This is a genomic window from Dickeya dadantii NCPPB 898 (assembly GCF_000406145.1).
Taxonomy (GTDB): domain Bacteria; phylum Pseudomonadota; class Gammaproteobacteria; order Enterobacterales; family Enterobacteriaceae; genus Dickeya; species Dickeya dadantii.
In genome coordinates this window covers 1,997,521-2,021,880 of sequence record NZ_CM001976.1, presented here as the reverse complement: position 1 = coordinate 2,021,880, position 24,360 = coordinate 1,997,521, and the positions used below count along the sequence as shown (strand labels likewise).

Annotated in this window: 23 protein-coding genes, 1 tRNA gene and 1 pseudogene; 17 read left to right on the top strand and 8 right to left on the bottom strand. The window is 50.1% G+C overall.

Translation table 11 applies throughout. From position 1 onward, the window contains the following. Positions 1 to 20: 20 nt before the first annotated feature. Together DDA898_RS09400 and yejK are read right to left on the bottom strand one after the other, a co-directional pair. Entirely contained in the window at positions 21 to 1,721 is a 1,701-nt protein-coding gene (locus tag DDA898_RS09400; protein ID WP_013317599.1) for a sensor histidine kinase, read from the bottom strand. 144 nt (positions 1,722 to 1,865) lie between these two features. After that, on the bottom strand, positions 1,866 to 2,876 hold the full coding sequence (gene yejK / locus DDA898_RS09395; protein ID WP_013317598.1) for a nucleoid-associated protein YejK: 1,011 nt from the start codon (positions 2,874 to 2,876) through the stop codon (positions 1,866 to 1,868). Positions 2,877 to 3,037: 161 nt separating this feature from the next. Between yejK and DDA898_RS09390 the strand changes: the two genes are divergently transcribed. The 6 genes from DDA898_RS09390 (at position 3,038) to DDA898_RS09365 (ending at position 7,991) form a co-directional block, all read left to right on the top strand. Continuing rightward, complete coding sequence (locus DDA898_RS09390; protein ID WP_013317597.1) at positions 3,038 to 3,268, top strand: YejL family protein; 231 nt, start codon at positions 3,038 to 3,040, stop codon at positions 3,266 to 3,268. Between the two features lie 13 nt (positions 3,269 to 3,281). Then, positions 3,282 to 5,054, top strand: coding sequence for an LPS biosynthesis-modulating metalloenzyme YejM (gene yejM, locus DDA898_RS09385; protein WP_038911060.1), 1,773 nt, complete (start codon positions 3,282 to 3,284; stop codon positions 5,052 to 5,054). Between the two features lie 78 nt (positions 5,055 to 5,132). Continuing rightward, positions 5,133 to 5,209 (top strand) — tRNA-Pro (locus DDA898_RS09380). Positions 5,210 to 5,387: 178 nt separating this feature from the next. Beyond that, a complete protein-coding gene (locus tag DDA898_RS09375; RefSeq protein ID WP_038911059.1) occupies positions 5,388 to 6,638 on the top strand; it encodes an integrase domain-containing protein in 1,251 nt (416 codons plus the stop codon). A gap of 147 nt (positions 6,639 to 6,785) precedes the next feature. Continuing rightward, positions 6,786 to 7,670, top strand: coding sequence for a hypothetical protein (locus DDA898_RS09370; RefSeq protein ID WP_038911057.1), 885 nt, complete (start codon positions 6,786 to 6,788; stop codon positions 7,668 to 7,670). A 105-nt stretch (positions 7,671 to 7,775) separates the two neighbouring features. Continuing rightward, a complete protein-coding gene (locus DDA898_RS09365; RefSeq protein ID WP_010286533.1) occupies positions 7,776 to 7,991 on the top strand; it encodes a helix-turn-helix transcriptional regulator in 216 nt (71 codons plus the stop codon). A 139-nt stretch (positions 7,992 to 8,130) separates the two neighbouring features. On the opposite strand, the gene DDA898_RS09360 is transcribed toward DDA898_RS09365, so the two are convergent. After that, on the bottom strand, positions 8,131 to 8,322 hold the full coding sequence (locus DDA898_RS09360) for a YlcI/YnfO family protein (protein ID WP_014915000.1): 192 nt from the start codon (positions 8,320 to 8,322) through the stop codon (positions 8,131 to 8,133). A 546-nt stretch (positions 8,323 to 8,868) separates the two neighbouring features. On the opposite strand from DDA898_RS09360, the gene DDA898_RS09355 reads away from it, so the two are divergent. The 6 genes from DDA898_RS09355 to DDA898_RS22220 all read left to right on the top strand — a co-directional run bounded on the left by DDA898_RS09355 (position 8,869) and on the right by DDA898_RS22220 (position 15,574). Continuing rightward, positions 8,869 to 11,475: a TOPRIM and DUF927 domain-containing protein gene (locus DDA898_RS09355; RefSeq protein ID WP_038911055.1), complete on the top strand. Its 2,607-nt coding sequence runs from the start codon at positions 8,869 to 8,871 to the stop codon at positions 11,473 to 11,475. A 786-nt stretch (positions 11,476 to 12,261) separates the two neighbouring features. Further along, positions 12,262 to 13,257: a hypothetical protein gene (locus DDA898_RS09350; protein ID WP_038911054.1), complete on the top strand. Its 996-nt coding sequence runs from the start codon at positions 12,262 to 12,264 to the stop codon at positions 13,255 to 13,257. Then, positions 13,193 to 14,413 carry a hypothetical protein gene (locus tag DDA898_RS09345; RefSeq protein WP_152490681.1) on the top strand — a complete coding sequence of 407 codons (1,221 nt, stop codon included), beginning with the start codon at positions 13,193 to 13,195 and terminating at the stop codon, positions 14,411 to 14,413. Before DDA898_RS09350 ends, DDA898_RS09345 begins: the two co-directional genes overlap by 65 nt. Positions 14,414 to 14,642: 229 nt before the next feature. Further along, entirely contained in the window at positions 14,643 to 14,888 is a 246-nt protein-coding gene (relB, locus tag DDA898_RS09340; RefSeq protein WP_038911051.1) for a type II toxin-antitoxin system RelB family antitoxin, read from the top strand. Beyond that, positions 14,878 to 15,162: a type II toxin-antitoxin system RelE/ParE family toxin gene (locus tag DDA898_RS09335; protein ID WP_038911050.1), complete on the top strand. Its 285-nt coding sequence runs from the start codon at positions 14,878 to 14,880 to the stop codon at positions 15,160 to 15,162. The genes relB and DDA898_RS09335 overlap by 11 nt, the downstream gene beginning before the upstream one ends. A 58-nt stretch (positions 15,163 to 15,220) precedes the next feature. Beyond that, positions 15,221 to 15,574: a hypothetical protein gene (locus DDA898_RS22220; RefSeq protein WP_071604524.1), complete on the top strand. Its 354-nt coding sequence runs from the start codon at positions 15,221 to 15,223 to the stop codon at positions 15,572 to 15,574. A 494-nt stretch (positions 15,575 to 16,068) separates the two neighbouring features. Here the strand turns inward: DDA898_RS22220 and DDA898_RS09330 are convergent, their stop codons facing one another. Further along, complete coding sequence (locus tag DDA898_RS09330) at positions 16,069 to 17,004, bottom strand: LysR family transcriptional regulator (protein ID WP_050570244.1); 936 nt, start codon at positions 17,002 to 17,004, stop codon at positions 16,069 to 16,071. A gap of 140 nt (positions 17,005 to 17,144) precedes the next feature. On the opposite strand from DDA898_RS09330, the gene DDA898_RS09325 reads away from it, so the two are divergent. Both DDA898_RS09325 and DDA898_RS09320 read left to right on the top strand, forming a co-directional pair. Then, positions 17,145 to 17,891, top strand: coding sequence for an SDR family oxidoreductase (locus DDA898_RS09325; protein ID WP_038911048.1), 747 nt, complete (start codon positions 17,145 to 17,147; stop codon positions 17,889 to 17,891). Between the two features lie 146 nt (positions 17,892 to 18,037). Continuing rightward, the gene (locus DDA898_RS09320) at positions 18,038 to 18,727 is read left to right on the top strand and encodes a glutathione S-transferase family protein (RefSeq protein WP_038911046.1); all 690 of its coding nucleotides are present in this window, start codon (positions 18,038 to 18,040) and stop codon (positions 18,725 to 18,727) included. 254 nt (positions 18,728 to 18,981) lie between these two features. Here DDA898_RS09320 and arsC read toward each other — a convergent pair whose 3' ends face one another. From arsC to DDA898_RS09305, 3 genes and pseudogenes are all read right to left on the bottom strand, one after another. Further along, a complete protein-coding gene (gene arsC / locus DDA898_RS09315) occupies positions 18,982 to 19,413 on the bottom strand; it encodes a glutaredoxin-dependent arsenate reductase (protein WP_038911045.1) in 432 nt (143 codons plus the stop codon). A gap of 43 nt (positions 19,414 to 19,456) precedes the next feature. After that, positions 19,457 to 20,741 (bottom strand): annotated as a pseudogene (locus DDA898_RS09310) (arsenic transporter). 52 nt (positions 20,742 to 20,793) lie between these two features. Continuing rightward, the gene (locus tag DDA898_RS09305) at positions 20,794 to 21,126 is read right to left on the bottom strand and encodes a metalloregulator ArsR/SmtB family transcription factor (protein WP_038911044.1); all 333 of its coding nucleotides are present in this window, start codon (positions 21,124 to 21,126) and stop codon (positions 20,794 to 20,796) included. Positions 21,127 to 21,415: 289 nt separating this feature from the next. Between DDA898_RS09305 and DDA898_RS09300 the strand changes: the two genes are divergently transcribed. From DDA898_RS09300 to DDA898_RS09285, 3 genes are all read left to right on the top strand, one after another. Beyond that, the gene (locus tag DDA898_RS09300; RefSeq protein WP_038911042.1) at positions 21,416 to 22,444 is read left to right on the top strand and encodes an LLM class flavin-dependent oxidoreductase; all 1,029 of its coding nucleotides are present in this window, start codon (positions 21,416 to 21,418) and stop codon (positions 22,442 to 22,444) included. 146 nt (positions 22,445 to 22,590) lie between these two features. After that, positions 22,591 to 22,941 (top strand): DUF1304 domain-containing protein, encoded by a 351-nt coding sequence (locus DDA898_RS09295; protein WP_038911041.1) that lies wholly within the window; start codon positions 22,591 to 22,593, stop codon positions 22,939 to 22,941. Positions 22,942 to 23,622: 681 nt separating this feature from the next. Continuing rightward, positions 23,623 to 23,988, top strand: coding sequence for a protease inhibitor I42 family protein (locus tag DDA898_RS09285; RefSeq protein WP_013317564.1), 366 nt, complete (start codon positions 23,623 to 23,625; stop codon positions 23,986 to 23,988). A 62-nt stretch (positions 23,989 to 24,050) separates the two neighbouring features. Here the strand turns inward: DDA898_RS09285 and DDA898_RS09280 are convergent, their stop codons facing one another. Beyond that, positions 24,051 to 24,359: a winged helix-turn-helix transcriptional regulator gene (locus DDA898_RS09280; RefSeq protein WP_081639240.1), complete on the bottom strand. Its 309-nt coding sequence runs from the start codon at positions 24,357 to 24,359 to the stop codon at positions 24,051 to 24,053. Position 24,360 lies beyond the last annotated feature (1 nt).

Genomic DNA, 24,360 nt, shown 5'->3' with positions numbered 1-24,360 from the left:
TCTCCTACCGCCAACCCCGTTCACGAGGGAAACGCCACCATGCTGTCCGAGCGGTTAACGTTGTCCCGGGTGATAAAAAATTCGATTTCCGTGCCGGGGTTGAGCCGGCGAATCCGCAGCCCCTCACCATACAGCAGTTTGATGCGATGATGCACATTGAGCAGGCCAATCTTGTTGCCCGGCAGTTCGTTGCGCTCGACGCGGGCGATCACCTCATCGCTGATGCCGCTGCCGGTATCCCGTACCGCCACCCGAATACGTTCCCCCTGCTCCTGAATACTCAACGTCACCACGCCCTTGCCTTTACAAGGCCGAATACCGTGCACTATCGCGTTTTCAATCAGCGGCTGAATCAACAGGCTGGGGATATGGCAACTGACCTCTTCATCAATGTCGTAAATCACCGTCAGTTTGTCGCCGAAACGGGCCTGCTCGATGGCGATGTAATCCTTGACCTGATAAAGTTCGCTTTTGATATCAATCAGTTCCTCGTCATTGCGCTCCAGGTTATAACGCAGATAACGTGACAGGTTGATAATCAGCTGACGCGCCGTATCCGGGTTCAGCCGGATAGAGGTGGAAATGGCATTAAGCGCATTAAACAGAAAATGCGGATTAATTTTGCTTTGCAGCGCCCGCAGTTCGGCGCGGTCGGCCATCTCGCGCAGTTGCTCGGCCCGCGAGACTTCAAGCTGGGTGGAAATAATCTGCGACAGCCCGATCGCCATCTCTTTCAGCGACCAGGTAATCCGGTGCGCCCGCCGATAATAGATCTTGAGCGTGCCGGTTACCTCGCCTTTTTCCCGCAGCGGAATCACGATCATCGAATGAATTTCCGGGGTACGGTAGGCCTCATCGTTATTTTTGATAATGATCTTCCCGCCCTTTAACGCCAGTTGGGTCGTCGGGCTGAGATCGCGATCGCCGCTGTGGTAATTCTCCTCCCCTACCCCCACGTAGGCCAGCACCTGCGAAGTGTTGGTGATCGCCACCGCGTCGGCATCGATGTCACGGCGGATAATATCGCATACCGTACTCAGCGACTGGCTATTGCTGTGGCGGAACAGCGGCAGCGTCTTGTTGGCGATATCCAGCGCCAGCTTGGCCTGCCGGGCGGCAATCGCCTCCTTTTCCCCTTCCACGCTGCGCACCAGCAACACAATCAGACCAATGCTGACCGCCCCCAGAATCATCGGAATGGCGATGTGGGCGACGATATCCAGCCCCAGCGAAAACGGCCGCGCCCACAGCACCACCAGCAGCATGGTCAGCGATTCGCACAGCATGCCGCCGGCAATGCCCACGCTCCAGTGACGATCGCGCGGAATACGGCGGTGAATCCAGGCGGACATAAACCCGGCCACAATACTGGTGATCAGGCAAGGTATCGAAGTAATGCCATGAATATCGATCAGATAGCGGTGAACGCCGGCGATAACTCCCGTGGTGATGCCGACCCACGGTCCAAACAGGATACCGCCGGACATCACCGCCACCACCCTGACGTTCACCAGCGAGCCTTCCACATTGATGCCGGACCAGGTGCTAAACAGCGCGAACAGGGAAAAAATGGCGGTGACCACGGCCAGATCAAAACGAGAATGCTCGTCCTGCTGAAGCAACTGGCGGAAATGACGCGTCCGCGTCAGGAAAAACAGGCAAATAAGCATCAGTGCCGCACGATCGTACACCGCCAGCAACATGTCAAAGGTCGAACGCACGGGAATCTCACAACACAAGCAATCGAATGCCCATCATAAAACAGCGGGCAAGCGCTGCCAAACCGGTTTACAGGCAGGGAGAACCCCCTGCCTGAACGCGCCGCTCACCGCTCAGAGCGGAAAGCAGGCCGCAGAAAGGAGAAATCAGCGATTGCCGCCGCCGAGCCGGCGCTGTAATTGATCGCGCAGATTGGGCGGCGTGCCTTTGATGGTCAGGGTATCGGTGGCAGGGTCCCAGAAAATGCGCTCGCCCAGCAACAACGCGTCAAAATTGATGCTGAGCCCGCCGCCGCTGCCGGCGAACTTGGTCAGTTGGCGCAGCGTGCCGCGATCGGCCGGAAAACTCTCTTCCAGCTCATAGCCCTGCTCGGCGGTGAACGCCTGAAAGGTCTTGTCGCCCAGCGGCGGCAACTCATTCGACAACGCTTCCAGCTCAATCTCTTCGCCCGCCTGCAACTGCTCGTTGCAGTAGCTGTACACTTGCTGACGGTATTGCTGGCGCTCGTTCTTATCCAGTTCCGCATCGGCGCAATAGTCATCCACCGCTTTCAGCAGCCCTTTGTTCTGTGCCTTGGTATCCAGCCCTTCCGCCGCGGCCAGGAAATCCATAAAGAAATCCGACACCTTACGGCCGACCCGGCCCTTGAGGAAGGTCAGATAGCGGGTAGATTCCGGGCTGGTTTCCCATTCGGTCAGGTCGATGCGCGCCACGATATCCGCATGGTGGATGTCCAGATAATGGGTGCTGCTGATATCCAGCTGTTCGTTGACCCGCAGGCTGTTGCAACTGTTCAGCACCGCAATCAGCAGGTACTCCACCGCCAGATAGCGATACTGACAGAACAGCACCACGCCCCCTTCGGCGAACGGATATTTCGCCAGTTCATCGCGCAATCGGCCGGTAGCGGCGCGGGAGAATGCCAAAAAGTCATCATCGCCTTTGCGACAGGAACGTAATGCCGTCGCCAGTTCGCTCTCTTCATTAAACAGGCCGTATGCCTTGCTTTTGGCGCTGTAAACGCGGTGCAGTTCCGCCATCATATCGCTGACCGCGCCGTTCACGGTCAGCAGCGAATCCCGCAGCACCATCTCCAGTGACTGCTCGTCGCGCTTGATCAACTGGTGCAGGGCAATCTGGTCGATATCCAGACTCATGGTAAACTCTCCTTCTAGTAAGGCGCGTATTCAAGCACCTGACGTTTCGGCATGCAACTCAAAGCATCCCGGTTCTGACGATCCGCATTGATAAAAGTGCGGAAAACCACGCCCCTATACGGTAATATATTTGCCTTTCATCACCTGAGATACACGATTTTATGCCACAATCATCCCGTTACAGTGACGAGCAAATCGAACAACTGCTGTCTGATCTGGTCAATGTGCTGGAAAAGCACCACACCCCGACCGATCTCGCACTGATGGTGCTCGGCAACATGGTCACCAATCTGCTCAATACCAGCATCGCTAATCCGAAACAGCGCGAAGCGCTGGCTGGCTCGTTTGCCGACGCGTTGCAGGCGTCCATAAAAACCAACGACATCCACTGATACCGGCCCGTTTATGGTAACCAACCGTCCGCGCTACCGTGAAAAAGTCTCCCAGATGATTAGCTGGGGGCACTGGTTCGCCCTGTTCAACATTCTGCTCGCACTGGGGCTGGGTAGCCGCTATCTGTTCGTTGCCGACTGGCCGTCGTCGCTGGCCGGGCGAGTCTATTCGCTGGTGAGCTGGCTGGGGCATTTCAGCTTTATCGGATTTTCGGCCTACCTGCTGATTATCTTCCCGCTAACATTTATTGTGATGTCGCAGCGGTTGCTGCGCTTCCTGTCCGCCGCGCTCGCCACCACCGGGCAGACGCTGCTGATTGTCGATGCCGCGGTGTTCAGCCGCTTTCATCTGCACCTGAACATGACCGTCTGGGAACTGGTAACCAACCCGGAACAAAGCGAGATGGTGCGCGACTGGCAGTTGCTGTTTATCAGCGTGCCGGTGATCTTCATGGTGGAGATGCTGTTCGGCACCTGGTGTTGGCAAAAGTTGCGCAGCTTGGGGCGACGTCATTTCGCCAAACCGCTGGCGGCGGTATTCATCGTGGCGTTTTGCCTGTCTCACCTGATGTATATCTGGGCGGACGCCAACTTCTACCGCCCGATTACCATGCAGCGCGCCAATCTGCCGCTGTCCTACCCGATGACGGCGCGTCGTTTCCTGGAAAAACATGGCCTGCTCAACGCGCAGGAGTATGAACGTCGTCTGACGTTGCAAGGCAACCCGGATGCGGTATCGGTGGAATACCCACTCAGCGACATCAACTTCCGCGACGCCGGCAGCGGTTACAACCTGCTACTGGTGGTGATGGACAGCGTGCCGGATCAGGATACGCCCCGCTCCATGCCCAATCTGGCGCGCTTCGCTGAAGAAAACGTACGCTTCAGCAACCACTTCAGCGCCGGAACCCAGCAGGATGGCGGTCTGTTCAACCTGTTCTACGGGATCTCCACCACCTACATGGATGGCGTGCTGGGCAGCAGCAAACCGTCGGCGCTGATCAATGCGCTGAGCCGCCAGGGCTACCAGTTCGGCCTGTTCTCGGCCAGCGGATTCAGCAGCCCGCTTTACCGTCAGGCACTGTTGTCCGACTTTTCGCTGCCGCCGGCGCAACCGCAGAGCGATGAGACCATTACCACCCAGTGGACCAAATGGCTGGACAACAATACCGATGCTCGCTCGCCCTGGTTCTCGTTTATCGAATTCAACCACAGCGAAGCAGGCAGCAACGGCCGTCCGGTTTCGGCCAGCGAACAGCAGCGCCGTTATCGTCAAGGCACCGCCAGCATTGATGAACAGATCGATCGCATCATCACGACGCTGCGCGAGAAAAACCTGCTCGACAAGACGGTGGTGGTGATTACGGCCGAACAGAGCAGCGCTGAACGTCTCAAAGACGACGACCCGTCGCCGATGAACCGTGAGCATCGTCAGGTGCCGCTGGTGGTACACTGGCCGGATACCCCGGCGCAAACCATCAGCAAGATGACCGACCCGAAAGACGTGATGACCACGCTGATGCAGCGTCTGCTGCATGTGAAAACCGCAACCGATGATTACTCTCAGGGTGAGGATCTGTTCAGCGCCGAGCGGCGCACCAATTGGCTGCTCAACGGTGACGGCAATGCGCTGACCATCATCACCCCACAGCAGGTTATTGTGTTGGGACGCAACGGCAACTACCGCGCTTACGACGCCAGCGGCAAGGTTTTGCCAAACGAAAAACCCCAGTTGGGGCTGCTCTTACAGGTACTGACGACTGAACGGCGATTTATTGCCAACTAACTGCCTAAATCTAAAGCAGTCGTTTGGGGCGGCTATTGCAATCGGGTCAGGAAACGGTAGTATAGCGGCCCATAGCATCGGCACGTAGCGCAGCCTGGTAGCGCACCGTCATGGGGTGTCGGGGGTCGGAGGTTCAAATCCTCTCGTGCCGACCAAATACATATTCGGTTAGTATCGTTTACTACCGGAAACCCCACAAGAACCCGCATTCTCACTGAGTTTGCGGTTTTTTTTGTTGCCTGTTATCTATCGGGATACCCCGTTTACAGCCGGAAAGTTTAGTTATACGCTTAGTTATACCGCCCCATATAACTACAAAAGCGTATAACTACGATGGCTCGTATAACTACACCACTGACCAATACCGAGATCAAAGCCGCCAAACCTGCCGAAAAGGAATACACGCTACAGGACGGGGATGGGTTGTATCTGCTGGTGAAACCGAGCGGCTCTAAAATCTGGCGCTTTAATTATTACCGCCCTGATACGAAGAAACGTGCATTAATCAGCTTTGGTTCATTCCCAGCGGTTTCTTTGGCCGAAGCCCGACAGCGGCGTGAAGCAGCAAAGGCGCTGATAAGTAAAGGCATCGATCCGCAATTCCACCAGCAACAGCAGCGCGAACAAGAGCAAGCCATCAACCTAAACACGTTCGCCAAAGTCTCCGCTGACTGGTACGAAGTGAAAAAATCCCAACCTCTGGCCGAGAACACCATTAAAGATATCTGGCGTTCGTTGGAAAAATACGTCTTCCCGTTCATCGGAACCTTACCGATCACCCAGCTTACCGCTCGTCACTTCATCACCGCGCTGGAACCGATACAGGCCAGCGGCAAACTGGAAACCGTCAAGCGGGTAAGCCAGCGGATTAACGAAGTGATGGACTATGCCGTTAATTCCGGCCTGATACCGGCTAACCCGGCGGCGAAGATCCGCAAAGCGTTTCAGACGCCGGTGAAAACCCATATGCCGACTATCCGGCCAGAGGCATTACCTGGCCTGATGAAAACGCTATCGGTCGCCAGCATAGAGCTACAGACTCGTTTATTGATCGAATGGCAATTACTGACCGTTACCCGCCCTGCCGAAGCCGCTGAAACCCGCTGGAGCGAGATAAACCTTACAGAGAATACCTGGACAATCCCCGCCGGCCGCATGAAGATGCGCCGTGAGCATGTTATTCCCCTGCCCCCGCAGGCATTAGCCATTTTGGACGCCATGAAGCCCATCAGCGGCCACCGGGAATACCTGTTTCCTTCCAGTAAAGACCCTAAGCAGCCGATGAACAGCCAGACCGCTAACGCCGCACTGCGCCGTATGGGGTACAAAGGCGTGCTGGTATCCCACGGCCTACGCGCCATATTCAGCACCGCCGCCAATGAAGAAGGCTTCTCGCCAGACGTGATCGAAGCCGCCCTCGCCCACGTTGATACTAACGAAGTACGCCGCGCCTATAACCGCTCCACCTATCTGGAACAACGCAAGGTATTGATGTGCTGGTGGGGGGAATTTGTGGAAACAGCCGCAACGGGAAAAGTCATGGCGTCGGAAGGAGCCAGAGGATTACGCATCGCCAATAGCTGACACTGTATTTATATACAGTTAATTATTGATTCCTGTTAATTGCCCTCCTAAAATGTCGTTATCCGGTGAAAACAGGCAGAACCGAGAACCCCATACCTGAATGCTTTTCTCCGTCAACTGGCACAAGATTCACTGATAGGGAGCATCATGAAAAAGCTGTTTAAGCTCAAAGAGTGGTTAACATTAGAAGAAACCGCCCGCAGACTGACCACCAGCTTTCAGGAAGAAGTATCCATTGCAGACTGTCTTCAACTTGCACTTGATGGTCACATCATCATTTCAGCGTTAATAGAAAAAAATCGCTATGGTATGTGGGCTGAAAAAAAGAGCCCTCTTAGCAAAGATCTTTTAGCAGGGTTTAACGAATTCTTATTAGAGAAAGGAATGCTTAAGGAAAATCCTCATGTGTTGGATGATGCACTTGAGACAATATCAAATAGGATGCCTATACGCATGTCTCGATATGGGGAAGTGTTTCGCCTTGAAACAGGCATCTATGATCTACCGATGATAGGGGCTGAAGTATTGGATGTTTTGCATCTTTGTTCTATTCACCAAGGAAGAGAGCCAGCAACCTTTATTAATCTGGATGGACCATTTTTAATTGATGACGAACGATATATCAGCATAGTCGAACCTTTCATTGAGAAAGCTGTTGGATACAAAATGGATGATGCAGGAAAGCTAAGATTATTTGATGAAAAAAGAAAAGAATTCGTAACACCAGATAATTATCACTCATCGTTTTATCCCGCAGATGGGTTACGTGATGTCGAATTTGTATTTCGTCGCGTAAATATTGAGCAATTTGAAAAGCAGCAGTTGGATGAATATACCGATCTCAATCTGAATGAAAGCCTTTTCGTTATTGGCGCGATTATTGATGCACTAAAAAATACATCGACCAAATCAAAAAGATGGACACAAGATAGCTTGAAGCTAGAAATAGTCGAGAATACGGAGAACATCAAAAGCCGCACTCTGGATAACTACTTTTCAGAATCGAATAAGTTTTATAAATCAAACTGTTAAATTTGCAGCGAAAATCTATTTTTCGTTGCGATGCCAATTCCCTCACTCTGTTATTGAATAGCCTCATCGACCGGATACGACCGGTCATTGATGAGGTATATCGCTATGAACCTGTTAGACAGAAAAATCCTGTTAAAGAAAGAAGTGAAAGCCATTCTGCGCGTTAGCTCGGACAGCAGCTTTCAGGAAATGATCAATGCCGGAGAATTCCCCAAAGGGTTTCGGGTTGGCTTACGGCGCGTAGGCTGGTTCGAGGATGAAGTTAGCGACTGGTTGAGGCAACGCATTGCCGAACGTGACCAGCAAACCGAAACCGCATAAGCCAACACATCCATTTTTATTGCCGCGATAGCGGCATATCGGAATCAAAAAATATGATGATCCAAAAATCTGGCGCTGGCTGGAACGGGCATTGTTACGCCAAAAATCAGCACATCAGCTATTTAGAAAAACGCTCAAATCACGGTTTTGATTTATCGTCTTTTTCCGCCTCTAACTTACGTCCGCAGGCATCCAATACCCACGCAGAAAAATTAGCGTTGGGATTGTCTACTTTTTCACGCGCTACACTGGCATCAATTTCATCAATAAGTTCGTGTGGGAAACGGATTCCCTTTTTAGTGGATTTACTATTGTTATTGCCTGTAGCCATGCCTAACTCCGTTAAAGACACTGACGGTACTCTGCCTGAAAAATTGAAATTTAAAGCGCTTGACGTGTGCGCACACCAAGAACTATCCTGTGCGCACACCTTGATTGAATTCAAGGTTAACATAACGAAGCCCGGCAGTGCAGCAACACATACCGGGCTTCTGACCACAGCGTTAAAAGGAGTAACGTCATGGCTGATTCACAGTCTACCCAAACTCGCCTTAAATTTCAGTATCGCTTTCTGGTACTGCCCTACTCTTCGCAGGCAAAAACGTTTTGTCGCCTATCCGTTGAATCCTATTCAGAGCAGGAAGCACGGCAAATGCTGTCTCCATGTTTCACATTCGCTTTCGCTGCTCGTCTTCCCGCCCAGGAGGTGCGCCATGTTTGATAACACGCCGCTGGAGCAGGAAGAACTGATCGATCAGTGTCGTGCGTTGGCTTATGCCATCATGGAGTTAAGGGAGCCGCAGGCAAAAGAGATCCTGATGTTCATTCTTGCCGAGCGGCTTGATGCGCTCCACCGAGCGCAGGAGGACGAGGCCGCATGAGCAACACGTTTATTCAAGACGTGCGGACAAAAGCCAACGACCATTGGGAGGGGATTTTGCAGCGGTTAGGCATCCCGACCAATCGGCAGGAAAGTGAATGTCCCAACTGTGGCGGGAATACCCGCTACCGTTTTGACGATAAAGAAGGTCGAGGCACCTATTTTTGTTCTCACTGCGGTGCAGGAACCGGACTAAATCTGGTGATGAAAGTGAATAAGTGTGGCGCGAGACAAGCAGCGGAACAGGTCGCTGAGGTGCTGGCGCTTCCGTTGCCGGTCGTTACGCCCGCCAGTGAGAAGCCTGATAATCGCACGATTATCAAACGGGTGAATTCGCTGGTGTCGAAAGCGGTATCCGGCCAATCTGCCTATCTGCTGAATAAGGGGCTGCAACGATCCTCACTACTCTTAGATGATGGTTCTCTGTTGCTGGTGCTGCAAAACATGGGTAGCACTCCCACCGGCGCACAGCTAATCAAACCTAATGGCGAGAAAAAGTTGATTGCCGGTAGCCGCAAGAAAGGTGCATTCATTCCCGTTAATACCCTACCTGAACACACGGACACAGTGATCATTGCCGAAGGTTACGCCACGGCAATTACGGCATCGTTACTGATGCAAGGTGTCGCTATCAGCGCATTAGATAGCGGGAATCTGATTCACGTTGCGCGGTCTTGCCGTGCTGTCTGGCCGGATGCCAAAATCATCCTTGCTGCGGATAATGATCGTAAACCCGATGGTAACAACACGGGAAAAATCGCGGCTGAAAAAGCGGCACTGGCGGTAAACGGTTGGGTCGCGCTCCCGCCCACCACTGAAAAAGCCGACTGGAATGATTACTACCAACAACATGGCGCGGCGGTATCCATATTGGCCTTTGCTGCCTCACTTTATCAACCAGGACAAAAGCCGCTGCCGTCTTCCAATTCCCCCTTAAAACCTTACGCAGCCATTCGTCATGGCGGGCTGTATTGGGTAGAGCCGAAGACTGACCATGACAGCGGCGACATTATCGAGCGTGAAAGCTGGCTGTCTGACCCTATTACGGTAGCGGGTATCGGATCAGATGAGTCAGAGCGTTATCTGGTTTTAAGCTGGACACCAAGCGGTGAGAGCCAACCCCGTACCGAAGCCATTCCAATGCGAGATATTGGAGAACGTGAAGGCTGGGCGCGATTGCGTGCAGGTGGGCTGGCGGTCACGGCCAAAGGCGGGTTACGGGCAATACTGGCCGATCACGTGTGTCGCAGTCATGCGGGTTGTCGCTGGGCAATCGCCAGCGCGACCGGCTGGCAGCATGGCGCATACCTGATGCCGGATGGTTCCGTTATCGGTACACCAAGTATTCCCGTCTTGTTCAACGGTAAATCAGGTGCCGCCAAAGGTTATACCACCAGCGGAACGGCGCAAAGCTGGCGTGAAAACGTCGCAGCGCTGGCACAGGGTAATCCCTCCATGATGCTGGGGATCGCCTGCGCCTTTGCCGCACCGCTTATCGGGCTGGCAAACGCGGACGGGTTCGGCGTCCACCTGTTTGGCGGTTCATCTGCGGGCAAAACCACCACCGGCAATATCGCCTCTTCTGTCTATGGCGATCCTAATGCGCTTAAACTAACGTGGTATTCCACCGCGTTGGGGCTGGTGAACGAAGCCGCCGCCCACAATGACGGCTTTATGCCGTTGGATGAAATCGGGCAAGGCAGCAATCGCAAAGCCGTGGCCGATGCCGCCTATGCGCTGTTTAACGGCGTGGGTAAGATTCAGGGAGCCAGAGAAGGCGGCAACCGAGAGTTAAAACGCTGGCGAGCAATGGCATTCAGTACCGGCGAGATCGATCTGGAAAGCTATATCCGCGCTGACGGTGGGCGAGTGAATGCCGGTCAATTGGTACGCCTGCTGAATGTCCCGATCACCAAAGCGACGGTATTTCATAGCTATCAGGATGGCAAAGCCCATGCTGACGCGATCCGTGATGCCAGCAACGCCCATTATGGCGCGGTCGGTCGAGAGTGGATCGCCTACCTTGCCAGCCAGAAAGAAAATGCGCTGGCAACCTACCGCGAAACAGAGCGACGCTGGTTGTCACTCTTGCCCGATGATGCCAGCGAACAAGTGCGGCGGGTGGCGTCACGTTTTGCCGTATTAGAGGCGGCTTTATTACTCTCAGCCTCTTTAACTGGTTGGACAGCGCAAGAATGCCACGATGCGTTACAGCATAGCTTCTATGCCTGGGTAAATGAATTTGGCATGGGCAACCGTGAGGCCAAAGCTTGGGTAGAACAGGCTGATGCCTTTTTGCACCAGTTTGGCTACAGCCGTTATTTACCGCATCCCAATCCAGATCCACGCGATTTACCCATCAAGGATCTGGCGGGGTATCGGGTGAAAAAGCCAGGAGCCGATACGCTGGTGTTTCACACCTTCCCCGCCGTGTTCAATAACGAAATTGCCGCTGGTGCCAATGCCGCCGCGTTTGCGCAGGTGCTGGCCGATGCCGGAATGCTGGATAAACCCGCCAAAGGCATTACACGTAAATCACTGCGCATTGACGGTAAGCAGCCGCGCTTTGTGGTGCTCATGACACTCGACGACGAAGAAGAGTAAATCACGCGTAAGGTAAAATAAGGTCGGTTCGGTAGGTTCAGTCGGTTCATTATTTTAATACATTGATTTATGGTTATTTTTATTTGAATAGTGAACCGACCCTGAACCGACTTTAGCCATTTTGAACCGACCTAACCAAACGCCCTTTTTCTGGCTGGCTTGATGAACCGACTTTCACACCGCGTGAACCTACCCATAGGTCGGTTCAATTCTGAAAATAATCACCCTATTTATCAATCAGTTGACTACGTGAACCGACTGAATCTACCGAACCGACCTACTTTTGCTTATCTATAAGAATTTGCGCACACAAAAATCATGATGGGTTAAAAGCATTCCCAGCAAGAAAGTGCGCAAAACGACACTGAACAGCTACGGTAAAATTCGCAATGTGGTTCGCAGTTCATACGCAATTGTACGCATTGCTGTGCGAACTGCGTACCTCGCTTCAACCCGCGCCACGCCTCATTTTATTCAATTTGAAATCAATTTTTTGGTCGGTACGCATGTATCGAAATGCTAAGGTTTTTTCGTGGTCGGCGCGGCGGGGGATGGTGTGGGGAGTGTGCTTGAAATGATAGATTGGGAGTAATTTCGATCTATGACAGAGTCAATCACTACTGGAGAGCAGCTAAGCTCGACGGTCTGCTATGTGCCAAAGTGGGCGTTTAGAACACATCCAAGCTTAAAATAATGATATATTAGTCCTATAATAACCAAATACTTTCAAACAAAGCAGTGAATATCTTCAAGCTCGTTTTATTAACTTCATAGAAGAGGGCACGCATGGACCACGATACTTTAGTTAACCATATTCGCGGGTTGAGTAAGAATTTCTTTGATGCGGCTTGTAAAATAGTCCTTAAAGACTATTTTAAAATCAACGCAATAAATGTTGATGGTTCTAATGATGGCGGCGCTGATTTTATAAATATAAGTAATGATGGGATTAGGACTAACACGATTTACCAACTCACTACTCAAAAAGAAAAAATCCCTCAAAAACTAGGTAGTGATATCTTGAAGGCAGTTGAAAAACTTTCAGCCAGAAGATTTTATTTTTTCACAACAAACAACGTTAGTGAGGTTGAGTGCAGAAAGTTTGAAAGGAAATATAATGAAGAGCTAGAAATTCAAGTTTCATTTTTTAGTGCTAGGCACATTGCCGAGTTTTTGCTCGACGGAAATCTTCTCAATAAATTTTTGGATGAAACCAATTATCCTCTTCCTAGATCATTTCAAAGCAATCCAGATTATAGAGAAATGGCGCTTCATGGTTATACTGTGATGTCAAATGAAGTCAAATACATGCGGGATGGTGTATATGATGATACAATACTTTTTATTTTATCTGACTCTAAAAACCTACAAGAAGATGAATTGGTAGGAAATGTCATCAAATTTCTTAATGTTGAGTCAGATAAAGAATCATACTTAAGGAAACGTATCGGTGCTTTATTCTCAAAATCCCTATTACAGCGGAATGACGAAGGATTAATCGGACTTTCGCAAGGTTCAAGTCAAGATATCGAAGCCAGAAAAAGAATCTACGAGAAAGAGTTAAGTGATCTCGCCGCAGTCCAAATAGATATTATGCGGGAAGATTTTCAAGTTAACTGGACTTTGGAAGAGTCAAAGGAAATAAGCATTTACATTGCTGACTCTTACATATCAAACCAACTTGAACTTTTGTCAGATGTTAAGGCTAAGATTAGTATTGAGTCATTTTTCAATCACAGAAATAGAGACAAAAATAAGCATAAGAGACTATATAAAAAATAAATCAGGCCTAACAAATAAAAAAGCTAATGAGGCTGCTCTGGCTATACTTGAAAGCGCATCGAATCATCCTCTCATAATTAAACTTGCTAGAGCATCTATATATGTAGCTTTAGAGGGTAAAAATACAATAACCTCTGCAAAAGCTCTCGGAGCAAGTAGGTGGAGTGATTTTAATATCTTAGTCGAGCCTACAGTAGCTATCCACTGGATATGTTCTTGCCTTTACAATGGAAATATCGATGGTTTTTATAATATTAGCAAAAAAGCCATAAAACGAGCATTAAAACTAGATGCTATGCCGTTTATCCCATTCTTTTACATTAATGAATGCGCCTCTCATTTGTTAATGGCTCGGAAGTATTCATTTCTTCAGGACTATGAAAACCCCGAAGAGCTACAATATTCTAAAAATGCCTTCATCGCTAATTATTACGCACTAAAATTACAAGGAGTAACAGTTCCTGATAATATTTTTGATTATTTAAAAACTTTCAGTTCCGCCGTCCTTATTGAACGGGATAACTGGAAGGATTGGGTAAGATTTGTTATGACTGACATTCAATCTATATTAAGTAAATCAGGCGTTCAATTTATAGATATTCCATTTTATCAAAATGGAGATTGCGCCCAATTCGAGCATGAATATAATACTTATCTGGAGTCACGCAACCAGACTAAATCGCCTTATCTTATGGATCACGATTTGTGGGCTTTGCAATTCACCCAGAACGAAATAACTGATTCGAATGCTCACTGGATAATCTTAACTTTTGACAATACCATGATAAAAGTTAGCAAAGAAGCATCGCATGCCGGATGGGTTGTATCTCCTCATAAATTTCTTGACATAACAGCATCGACGCAATCATTATCAGATCCTCAATATTTTTCACTTGTGCATTCTTTAGCTGTATCAAGTGCGAAAACATTATCGATCGGAGCAAGAATAATTGACAGGGTTATTGTTTATGCCTCCGAACAATTTCAGAACTGGGAGTTTAAGCGCGATTTTGAAACATTTAAAAGTAATTTAATATCCGAATTAGATGATACTGATGCTAGCTTTGAAGATGAAGATGTCGAGTTAAACAGAAAGGTTGATGAATTCTTAAGAAATAAAGGAGTTGTTATTCAAAATGAAGAAAAAAATGATTAATACTCCGCTTAGAAAATAAATTAAGTTAGCGATACTATGTTTGGATAAAAACACCTTCAGGCGAAGGTGTTGCATCCATCGGTTGAACTCACAACTCTTAACAGACTCCAGAGGCTAATCCATACCTGCATAGAGAGCAACATCCCAAATACCATTGAGTAACCACTTGTCTCTCTCCCCTCACCTCACTACAATGTATACAAAACATACAATGTAGTGAGGTGTTAACATGGGCGTTATGTCCGTTCGATTGAATGATGAAACAGCCGCGCAGCTTGATGCCTTGGCTAAAGCTACGGGACGTACCCGCTCTTTTCTGGCCGGACAAGCTATTGAAGACTATCTTGCGCGGGAAGCCTGGCAGATAGCAGAGATTGAGCAGGCTATTAAAGAAGCCGATGCGGGTGATTTTGTCTCATCAGATGAGATGAACAATCTGTTTAAAAAGTTAGGTACGGTAAGACATGGAAATTAAATGGCTGCGTAAAGCCGCGGCCAATTTGGAAGCCGAGTACCTCTATATCGCGCAAGACGATCCACTGGCTGCCAGCCAGTTCGTAGATGAAGTCCAACGGTTAACGGAATTACTACCGCAACAGCCAGCAATGGGAAGGCCAGGCCGTGTGCCAGGAACGCGTGAGCTAGTGTTAACGCACTATCCCTACATCATACCCTACCAAGTGAAAGATAATATGATCCAGATTCTGCGCGTCTTTCATACGCACAGGCGTTTACCCGCGAAATGGTGAACAACTGCCTTTCTGAATTTTGACGAACATACATCCACTAACTAATCGCCACGCAGCCATGAAAGACAACAAAAAACATAACCAACAATCAAGATCGTCCGGCTGGGGCGGGAAACGTATCGGCGCAGGTGCTCCCGTTGGTAACACCAATGCCGTGAAACATGGGGAACGCAGCCGCCAGGCATTCTTTCCTTTGGTTGGTAATAATGGGCGATTCACGCCGTTGCAATTGCTACGAGTAAGAAACCTGCTCCTTGCCGAACGTGTGGGTGAGTTGATGCACAAATCTCTTTCTTTAGGTACAGCAGAATGGCGTGAGTTTATGTTGCTCGATGGGATTCTGTGGCAACACACCCGAAAAATGATGGTGTTGGAGCGTCGTAAAGCAAAATTAAATGTACAACGCATCTAGGGCTAAAAATCAGCGTATCAAACGAAACCCTAATGTCATGCGCAGACTATTTTTCAGGATGACTTTTCGTTTTAGTTATACGTTTAGTTATATGATAAAAAACAAACCTATAATTAATGCAATATAAATAAATACTTAAACCATAAATTCAACCTCTCTCGTGGCATGGAAATTAAATGGCGACGCATAGCCGCCAACCGAATGCCACCATATTACACAAGATAACCCGCAAGCAGCTGACCAGTTTGTCAGTGAGGTCAGATGATTAACGCAACTCCTGCCGGAGCGGCCATCAATGGGGCGACCGGGGCGCGTTCCAGACGCACGAACGGGTGCTATCGCATCATCCCCTATATCCCCTACCGTGTAGAAAACAACACCATTCAGATCTTACGCATTTTCCATATCCACTGGCATTTATCGTCCACATGGTGAGTGGTAAGTCTGACCGTTCACGGGTTACAGCAAAACGGTGCGCAATAAAGTACGCAGCATCATACGCCATTTTCAGTGCGTACCACCGCGCAAGCATCTTGATCTCTTCCGTTGTTCAGTGCTGGAGTTTTTGCAAATATCTCGGCGATGAAATCCATGAATACGATGGCCCGCTTGGGAAGAAGCCGGGCGGCAACGTAAAGGACTTGAATGGGCACAGGCGGAGCCGTGTAGTCCCTCAGCAACAACTGCAAATTGCCATTTTTCAGCCCTTCCTCGTATAGCCATTCTGGCCCCTGAGCGATCCCTTGTCCCGCATTGACACATTCTCGTATGGCCTCCGGTGAGTTGACCCTAAGCCTGCCAGAAACGGGAATATCGGCATTTCGGAAACGCCATGTGGCGCCTGTCGACAACAGAGTGTAGACCAAACAATCGTGCATTCTTAGATCATCGGGAGTATTGGGGATTCCGCGTTTAGCCAGGTATCCCTTGCTGGCGACGCATACGCGTTCGAACAACCCCAGGTGCCGGGCACGCAATGTGCTGTCTTCTAAATGCCCGATCCGGATCGCCAGTTCAGCCCCCTCGTCGACCAGATTTACGTAGCGGTCACTGATCTGGAGCTCGAGCGTCAACTCTGGATATCGTTCTAAGAAGGCGGGTACATGCGGCACCACGAATGTATGGGCTAGCGCGGTCGGGCATGCGACACGTAACAATCCGGACGGGGCGACGTTCTCTCTGAACGACGACTCTGATTCTTCCACGGCGTCAAGAATACGTCGGGCTTCTGCATAGTAGCGCTCTCCCTCCGGCGTGAGGGCAAGCTTACGCGTTGATCGGTGAAGCAGTCTGGTTTGTAAATGATCTTCCAGCGCCGCTACATGACGGCTGACTTTGGGCTGCCCTAAACCCAAGGCGCGCCCTGCAGCCGAGAAGCTTCCTGTCTCAACAACCCGGACAAAGCATGTCATCAGCAGTAATCGATCCATTCATAACCTCTGATTTATGCAAAATAGGCATGAAATATATCTAAAAAGGCAATCTTATCAAAATTTAGGCATGAGTGCATAGTTCTCCACCAGGCAGGTCAGCACAACGACTGATCGCCAATAACGTAAAGGAGAATGTCATGTCCAGATTGCAAGGCAAACGCACCCTCATTACCGGTGGCACCAGCGGCATCGGCCTTGAAACAGCCAAACAGTTTCTCGCTGAAGGCGCGCGCGTGATTGTTACAGGAGTCAATCCGGAGTCAATCGCAAACGCCCAGGCGGAACTGGGGAGTGAGGTTCCGGTGCTGCGCGCTGATTCAGCCAGTATTGCAGCGCAGAAGGAACTGGCGCATACCGTCCAGGCTCACTATAGTCAGCTCGATATCGCCTTTCTCAATGCGGGTGTATCCGTTTGGTTGCCAATCGAACAGTGGACGGAAGAAATGTTCGATCACTCCTTCGACATTAACGTCAAGGGGCCGTACTTCCTGATGCAGGCATTGCTACCGCTCTTCGCAAACCCCGCATCAGTAGTGCTTAATACATCGGTCAATGCACACGTCGGCGCAGCAAATTCATCGGTCTATGGGGCGACAAAGGCTGCGTTCCTGAACATGGCGAAGACGCTTTCAACCGAATTGCTCCCACGCGGTATTCGCGTCAATGCTGTCAGCCCTGGCCCGATCGAAACGCCGCTTTACGATAAGCTCGGAATTCCCGATGCCTATCGCGAGCAGGTCAACAAAGACATCATTTCAACCATCCCACTCGGCCGCTTCGGTACGCCCGAGGAGGTGGCCAAGGCTGTGCTGTACCTGGCTTCAGACGAATCACGATGGACGGTCGGCTCGGAAATTATCGTCGATGGCGGTCGCTCGCTCTAGCGACCAGCGATAGCAGCAGAAACGTATCTTGCCGTTTTACGGTAATGCAATGACGACCCAGGATTTCCTGAAGTCATAAACCTTATCTTCCACACGGCCCGCTCCCATTCGTGGCGGTGGGCTATCATTTTATTAGGCGTCTTCCCATGTCCCAATCACAGTTGACACTCATCAGCCACCATTTATGCCCATTTGTTCAGCGAGTTGCCATCGTGTTGCTCGAAAAAGGCATTCCCTTTCAGAGGATTAATGTTGATCTTCAAAACAAGCCAGACTGGTTTTTTGCGATATCGCCAACGGGCAAGGTTCCGTTGCTCAAAGTTCCAGACAGCCATGGGGGTGAGTCCGTTCTATTCGAGAGCATCGCAATCTGCGAATATCTCGAGGATGTGTACCCCGAACCAGCACTGCATCCAATGAATGCGTTACTCCGAGCACAACACCGCGCATGGATTGAATTCGTATCTGCCACGCTGTCGGATGCATGGGGATTTCTGAACGCCTCCGACCCGCGGACAGCCCTTGCCAAATCCGCAGCTTTAAGAGGAAAACTGGAACGATTTAATGCCGAAATATCGGATGGCCCTTATTTCGCCGGAGAAGAGCTCAGTATGGTAGACATTGCCATAGCTCCAGTTTTTCGCTACTTCGACATACTTAACGTTGAGTCCAGCCACCCTGTGTTTGATGGGCTAAATCGAGTGGCGGATTGGCGTCGTGCACTGGCTAAGCGCCCTAGTATTCAGACGGCCGTCGCCGGGGACTACGCTACCCGGTTCCATAAGCACTTGCAGGAAGCAAGAGCACTTCTGGCTGACCTGCTCCCCATTGATTAGCGCATTTTGATTTAGTCTTAATTTACAATGTATTCTGGCTGAATCTACACACTTTATGGCTAGTACGTTCGGTTCACGCCGAGAGTTCAATGGGTCAATCCAACGCGACCCTTAAACGAGGAGGACGCTGCCATGAAACAAAGAGCGTGCATGGCTACACGCCAGAATCAGACGTGCCGGGATGCGGTACATCCCAGCATTAACACATAGATTTCAAATAAGTTTTATCGCCCATTTTCTGTGCCTTTATGATTTCAATTCAATTTTATTCTCTTGCCTAATTTATCGACGACGTGTTCTCCATCCTCTTTAACGAACGCGCCTTGCTGTGCATCAGGCAGGATATCCAGCACCACTTCTGACGGGCGGCATAGCCGGGTGCCGAGCAGCGTGACGACAATCGGGCGATTAATCAGTATGGGGTGAGTCAGCATAAAGGTGAGCAATTGTTCATCGCTGAATTTATCTTCGGCCAGCCCTAACTCGCTATAAGGCTCGACGTTTTGGCGTAACAGCATACGTGGGCTAATGCCCATCGCGATAATCAACCCAATAAGTTCCTCTCTGGAGGGTGGGGTTTCAAGGTAGTGAATGATGGTTGGTTCAACACCACTATTACGAATTAACGCCAGTGTATTACGGGATGTGCCGCACGCCGGATTATGGTAGATGGTAATCTCTGTCATTGCCTAATTCTCTTTAAAAGCCTGCGGTGAGCCGCCACATCCATCAGATAGAAAGACGCAGCGCCAGCGCCGCCAGCGTCACGAACAGCACCGGTAACGTCATCACGACGCCAACGCGGAAGTAATATCCCCAACTGATACGAATCTCTTTCTGCGCCAGCACATGTAACCACAGCAACGTGGCAAGGCTGCCGATGGGTGTCAGTTTGGGCCCTAAATCACAGCCGATAATGTTGGCGTAAATCATGGCCTCACGGATTACGCCATCAGCCGAAGACGCGTCAATCGACAGCGCGCCGATAAGGACCGTCGGCATATTGTTCATCACCGATGACAATAATGCGGTGAGAAAACCGGTGCCGATTGTCGCAGTCCATAGTCCCTGCGCGGCAAAATCATTCAACACGCGTGTCAGATAATCCGTGAGCCCGGCATTGCGCAGACCATACACCACCAGATACATGCCCAGTGAAAACACCACAATCTGCCAGGGTGCGCCACGCAGTACACTGCCGGTATCAATGATTTGCCCGCTTCGGGCTACCAGCCAAAGAATTACCGCTGCCACAGTCGCAACCAGACTGATGGGTACGCCCAGCGGTTCCAGCACGAAAAAGCCGCTTAACAACAGTGCCAGAACAAGCCATCCTGCGTTGAATGTCTGTCTATCGCGAATCGCCGCAGCGGGATCTGTAAGCTTGCCCAAATCATAATCGACTGGAATTTCCCGGCGAAAAAACAGGTGCAACACACCCAATGTGGCAACGACGGCAACGATATCCACCGGGATCATCACCCGCGCATAGGTATTGAAATCAATGCGGAAGTAATCCGCCGTGACGATATTAACCAAATTCGACACCACCAGCGGCAAACTGGAGGTATCAGCAATAAAGCCAGCCGCCATCACGAATGCCAGCGTTGCTGGCGCGGCTAAAACCCAGCGCTGCCAGCATCGCCACCACAATCGGCGTCAGGATCAGCGCGGCGCCATCGTTGGCAAACAGCGCGGCGACCAATGCCCCCAACACAATCATCAAAGTAAATAAGCGTTTGCCCCGCCCTTGACCTCTGCGCGCCATATGTAGCGCAGCCCACTCAAAAAAACCCGACTTATCGAGCAGTAAGCTGATAATAATCACCGCAATGAACGTGGTAGTCGCATTCCAGACGATGTGCCATACCACGGGAATATCTTCTAAGTGAATCACCCCGGTTGCCCAAGCCAGCGCAGCCCCAAACGATGCACTCCAGCCGATGCCCAACCCACGAGGTTGCCAAATGACCAGGATTAACGTCAGTATAAAAACGGCTCCAGCCAGTAACATGCCATGCTCCCATCAACATATATGAAATAACAAATATATAAGGATAAATTTTTTATTCGCAAACCCGCTGATGCCCAAGTCTGTTTATCACGCCAGCAACGGTGTGACGCTGACTCAACCATGCCTGCTCAATAATCGTGGCGCACCAGGCAGGGACATGAGGTGAAAGCCGATAATGAATCCATTTACCCTGGCGGCGATCCACTAACAGCCCGGCATCGCGCAACAGTGCAAGATGACGGGAGATCTTGGGTTGAGGTTCCTGTAACCCCTCACACAAATCACACACGCACAACTCATCCACTTCTCGCAGCAACAGCACGATCGAAAGGCGGGTTTCATCAGATAACGCCTTAAACAGTTCCAGCGGGGTCAAGGTAGTCATGAAATCCTCCAGCACGAAATTTAATATATGCCAAATCGCATGTGTTTGTCATGACAACTTCATCCCTGTGATACCGAAACAACGCCATTCAGACCTTACCTATTGGCATATCCAGAGCACGTCCCTCCCCTCTCAATCAATTTATTTGATGCATTATGTTAAACAACTGATATTTAATCTCATCAGGTAATGCGTAAAGTAGGGATAACCCAAGGCAGGCGCAGGTTTGCTTCATCATGAATAGTGCCCGCCTGCTGATAATTCCCCTGAAAACCAGGATAAACACGTCATGAAAAAGATCGGATTTTTGTCATTTGGTCACTGGACGCCGTCTCCGCAATCGGGAACCCGTTCGGCCGCTGACGCACTGCTGCAATCCATCGATCTGGCTGTTGCCGCCGAAGAACTGGGGGCAGACGGAGCCTATTTCAGGGTGCATCACTTTGCCCGCCAGCTCAGTTCACCGTTCCCCCTACTGGCGGCGATAGGCGCGAAAACCCGGCGTATTGAAATCGGCACCGGTGTTATCGATATGCGCTATGAAAATCCGCTGTATATGGCGGAGGATGCGGGCGCAGCGGACTTGATCTCCGGCGGGCGTTTACAGCTTGGTATCAGCCGTGGCTCCCCGGAGCAGGTGATTGATGGCTGGCGCTATTTTGGTTACGTCCCTTCCGAAGGGGAAACCGAATCTGATATGGCGCGCCGTCATACCGAAGTGCTGCTGGACGTGTTACGTGGAGAAGGCTTTGCGAAACCCAATCCACAGCCAATGTTCCCGAACCCGCCGGGCCTGTTGCGCCCTGAGCCTCATTCAGACGGTTTACGCGACCGCATCTGGTGGGGCGCTGGTTCGAATGCGACCGCGATGTGGGCTGCAAAACTGGGCATGAACCTACAAAGTTCCACGTTGAAAGACGATGAAACAGGCGAACCTTTCCACATTCAGCAGGCAAAACAGATCCGTGCGTATCGCGAAGCTTGGGCAGAAGCCGGGCATACACGCACGCCACGTGTCTCGGTCAGCCGCAGCATTTTTGCCCTGATGGATGAACGTGACCGGATGTATTTCGGTTCAAGCCGTGACGACAGCGATAAGGTCGGTTTCCTTGATGAGAAAACCCGCGCGATTTTCGGGCGCAGCTATGCCGCAGAGCCGAGCAAGCTGATCGAACAACTGAAACAGGATGAAGCGATTGCCGAAGCGGATACATTATTGCTAACCGTGCCGAATCAACTGGGCGTGGATTACAACGTGCACGTTATCGAGTCCATACTGAAACATGTTGCTCCGGCGATGGGCTGGCGCGACGAATAAGTCTGAAATGAAAACGCCTGGTATGTGTTACGGCATACCAGGCGTTCAATCTGGATTCACTGAGCTGTATTAGCTCAGACCCAATGCCTCACCTACCATAATTATCTATACTTCCCTGTACTTATTCTCATCCATTAGGGGTCCCCGTGTTAGCCAATATCCTTGTCGCAGTTATTGCTGTTATACATCTCTATATTCTTGTGCTCGAAATGTTTTTGTGGGATACGGAAATCGGTCGAAAAGCATTTAATCTCCATGCTGATTTTGCGCGCAGCACCCGCACGTTAGCGGCAAATCAAGGGCTGTATAACGGCTTTCTGGCGGCAGGTTTACTTTGGGGATTATGGCTGGGTGAAAGCGGAATTCAGGTCACTGTCTTTTTTCTGGTCTGCGTGTTGATTGCCGGGATTTTTGGTGCAGTGACGGCCAGCAGGAAAATACTTTACGTTCAGGCGATACCGGCATCGACTGCGTTAATCGCCCTGTTTTTTCGTTGATGACTAACGGTTTTCACGCTGATAACACCCTTCACCATTTCTGCTACCGACAAAAGGATAAAGAGGTCGATGCGGTGAAGGGTTTAGCGCCTATCCCATTAATAGCTCATTTCCACATCGATGAAAGTAAAGCGCTTCGTCTGATCCTGGCCCTGAAAACCGATGCAAACCAAGACGCTCAAGATTTCAAAACAAGCATAATTTGAAGGCTGCTATTTAATTCGCCAGTCATTGCCTTTTTATATTTTCGCTGCAACCGACTTAAAACTTTCACTCAAAGAATCATAAAGATAAAAAATAAACCATCAAAATTAAAAACACAGAATGAATTATTTTATGTGATACGATTTAAAAACAAAATATATCCTTATGGAAAGGATAGTCTCATCGCCAAAGCGGTCCTCTCGACATAAAAAAGTGTTTATTGCCATTTTAAAAACTTATGCCATCCTTATAAGACATTATAACCACCTTATTAGTGAGGTAAGAGCATGCCATTAGAGATGATTTATCGATCAACCAACTCCCAATCACTTTTATTATTGAAAAATAATATTTTTTCCTTGTATTACATTAATTATCGCCGCGAGCACCATTGCCTGTTCATGCAAAAACAGGGGCCATGAACACCCATATACAGGCCCTATCTTACTGCATTCATAATTATCTCTGGAGTAACGCATGAAAAAACTCGCCCTTGCAATTGGTTTGTTATTTCCATTGAGCGTGATGGCGGCACCCGCTGTCGATAATCAGCATAAAGAAGTCAAAGTCGGTGAGCAGTTTGAAGTGACGCTGCCGGCCAATCCCAGCACCGGTTATACCTGGGCGATTAAAAAGTTGCCTGACGTCGCCGTGTTAACCGGCAAAACCTACAAACCCGGCGCAGACTGCCACGACAAAGTGGGATGCGGCGGTCATGAAATGTTTCACTTCAAGGCGGTGAAAGCCGGTGAAGGCGAAATCGACCTGTCCTATGCCCGCCCCTGGGAAAAACAGCCTCAACCTGATGATAAAGAAGCGGTTATTAAGGTGACGGTGAAATAACGTCACCCTGTCGTCAGGCGGTGTCAGGATACCATCGCCTGACGACAGCGATGAGCATCACATCAGGCTTCCGCGTCGGATGCCGCTTGCTGGCGGGCATCCCACGCCGCCTGAGCCGTTAGTACGGCGTCAATATTCTTCTCCGCCCAGTGCGCCAACGTGGCAACGGTTTCCGTCAGTGTGTAGCCCAATGGCGTCAAGGCATACTCTACGGTTACAGGTACGGTGTTAAACACCTTGCGTGAAATCAGCCCGTCGCGCTCCAGTTTACGCAATGTTTGGGTAAGCATTTTTTGCGTTATCCCCTTGATGCCGCGTTTCAGCGCATTGAAGCGAACCGGTTCGAGCGTTTGCGCCAGCCGGGCCAACACC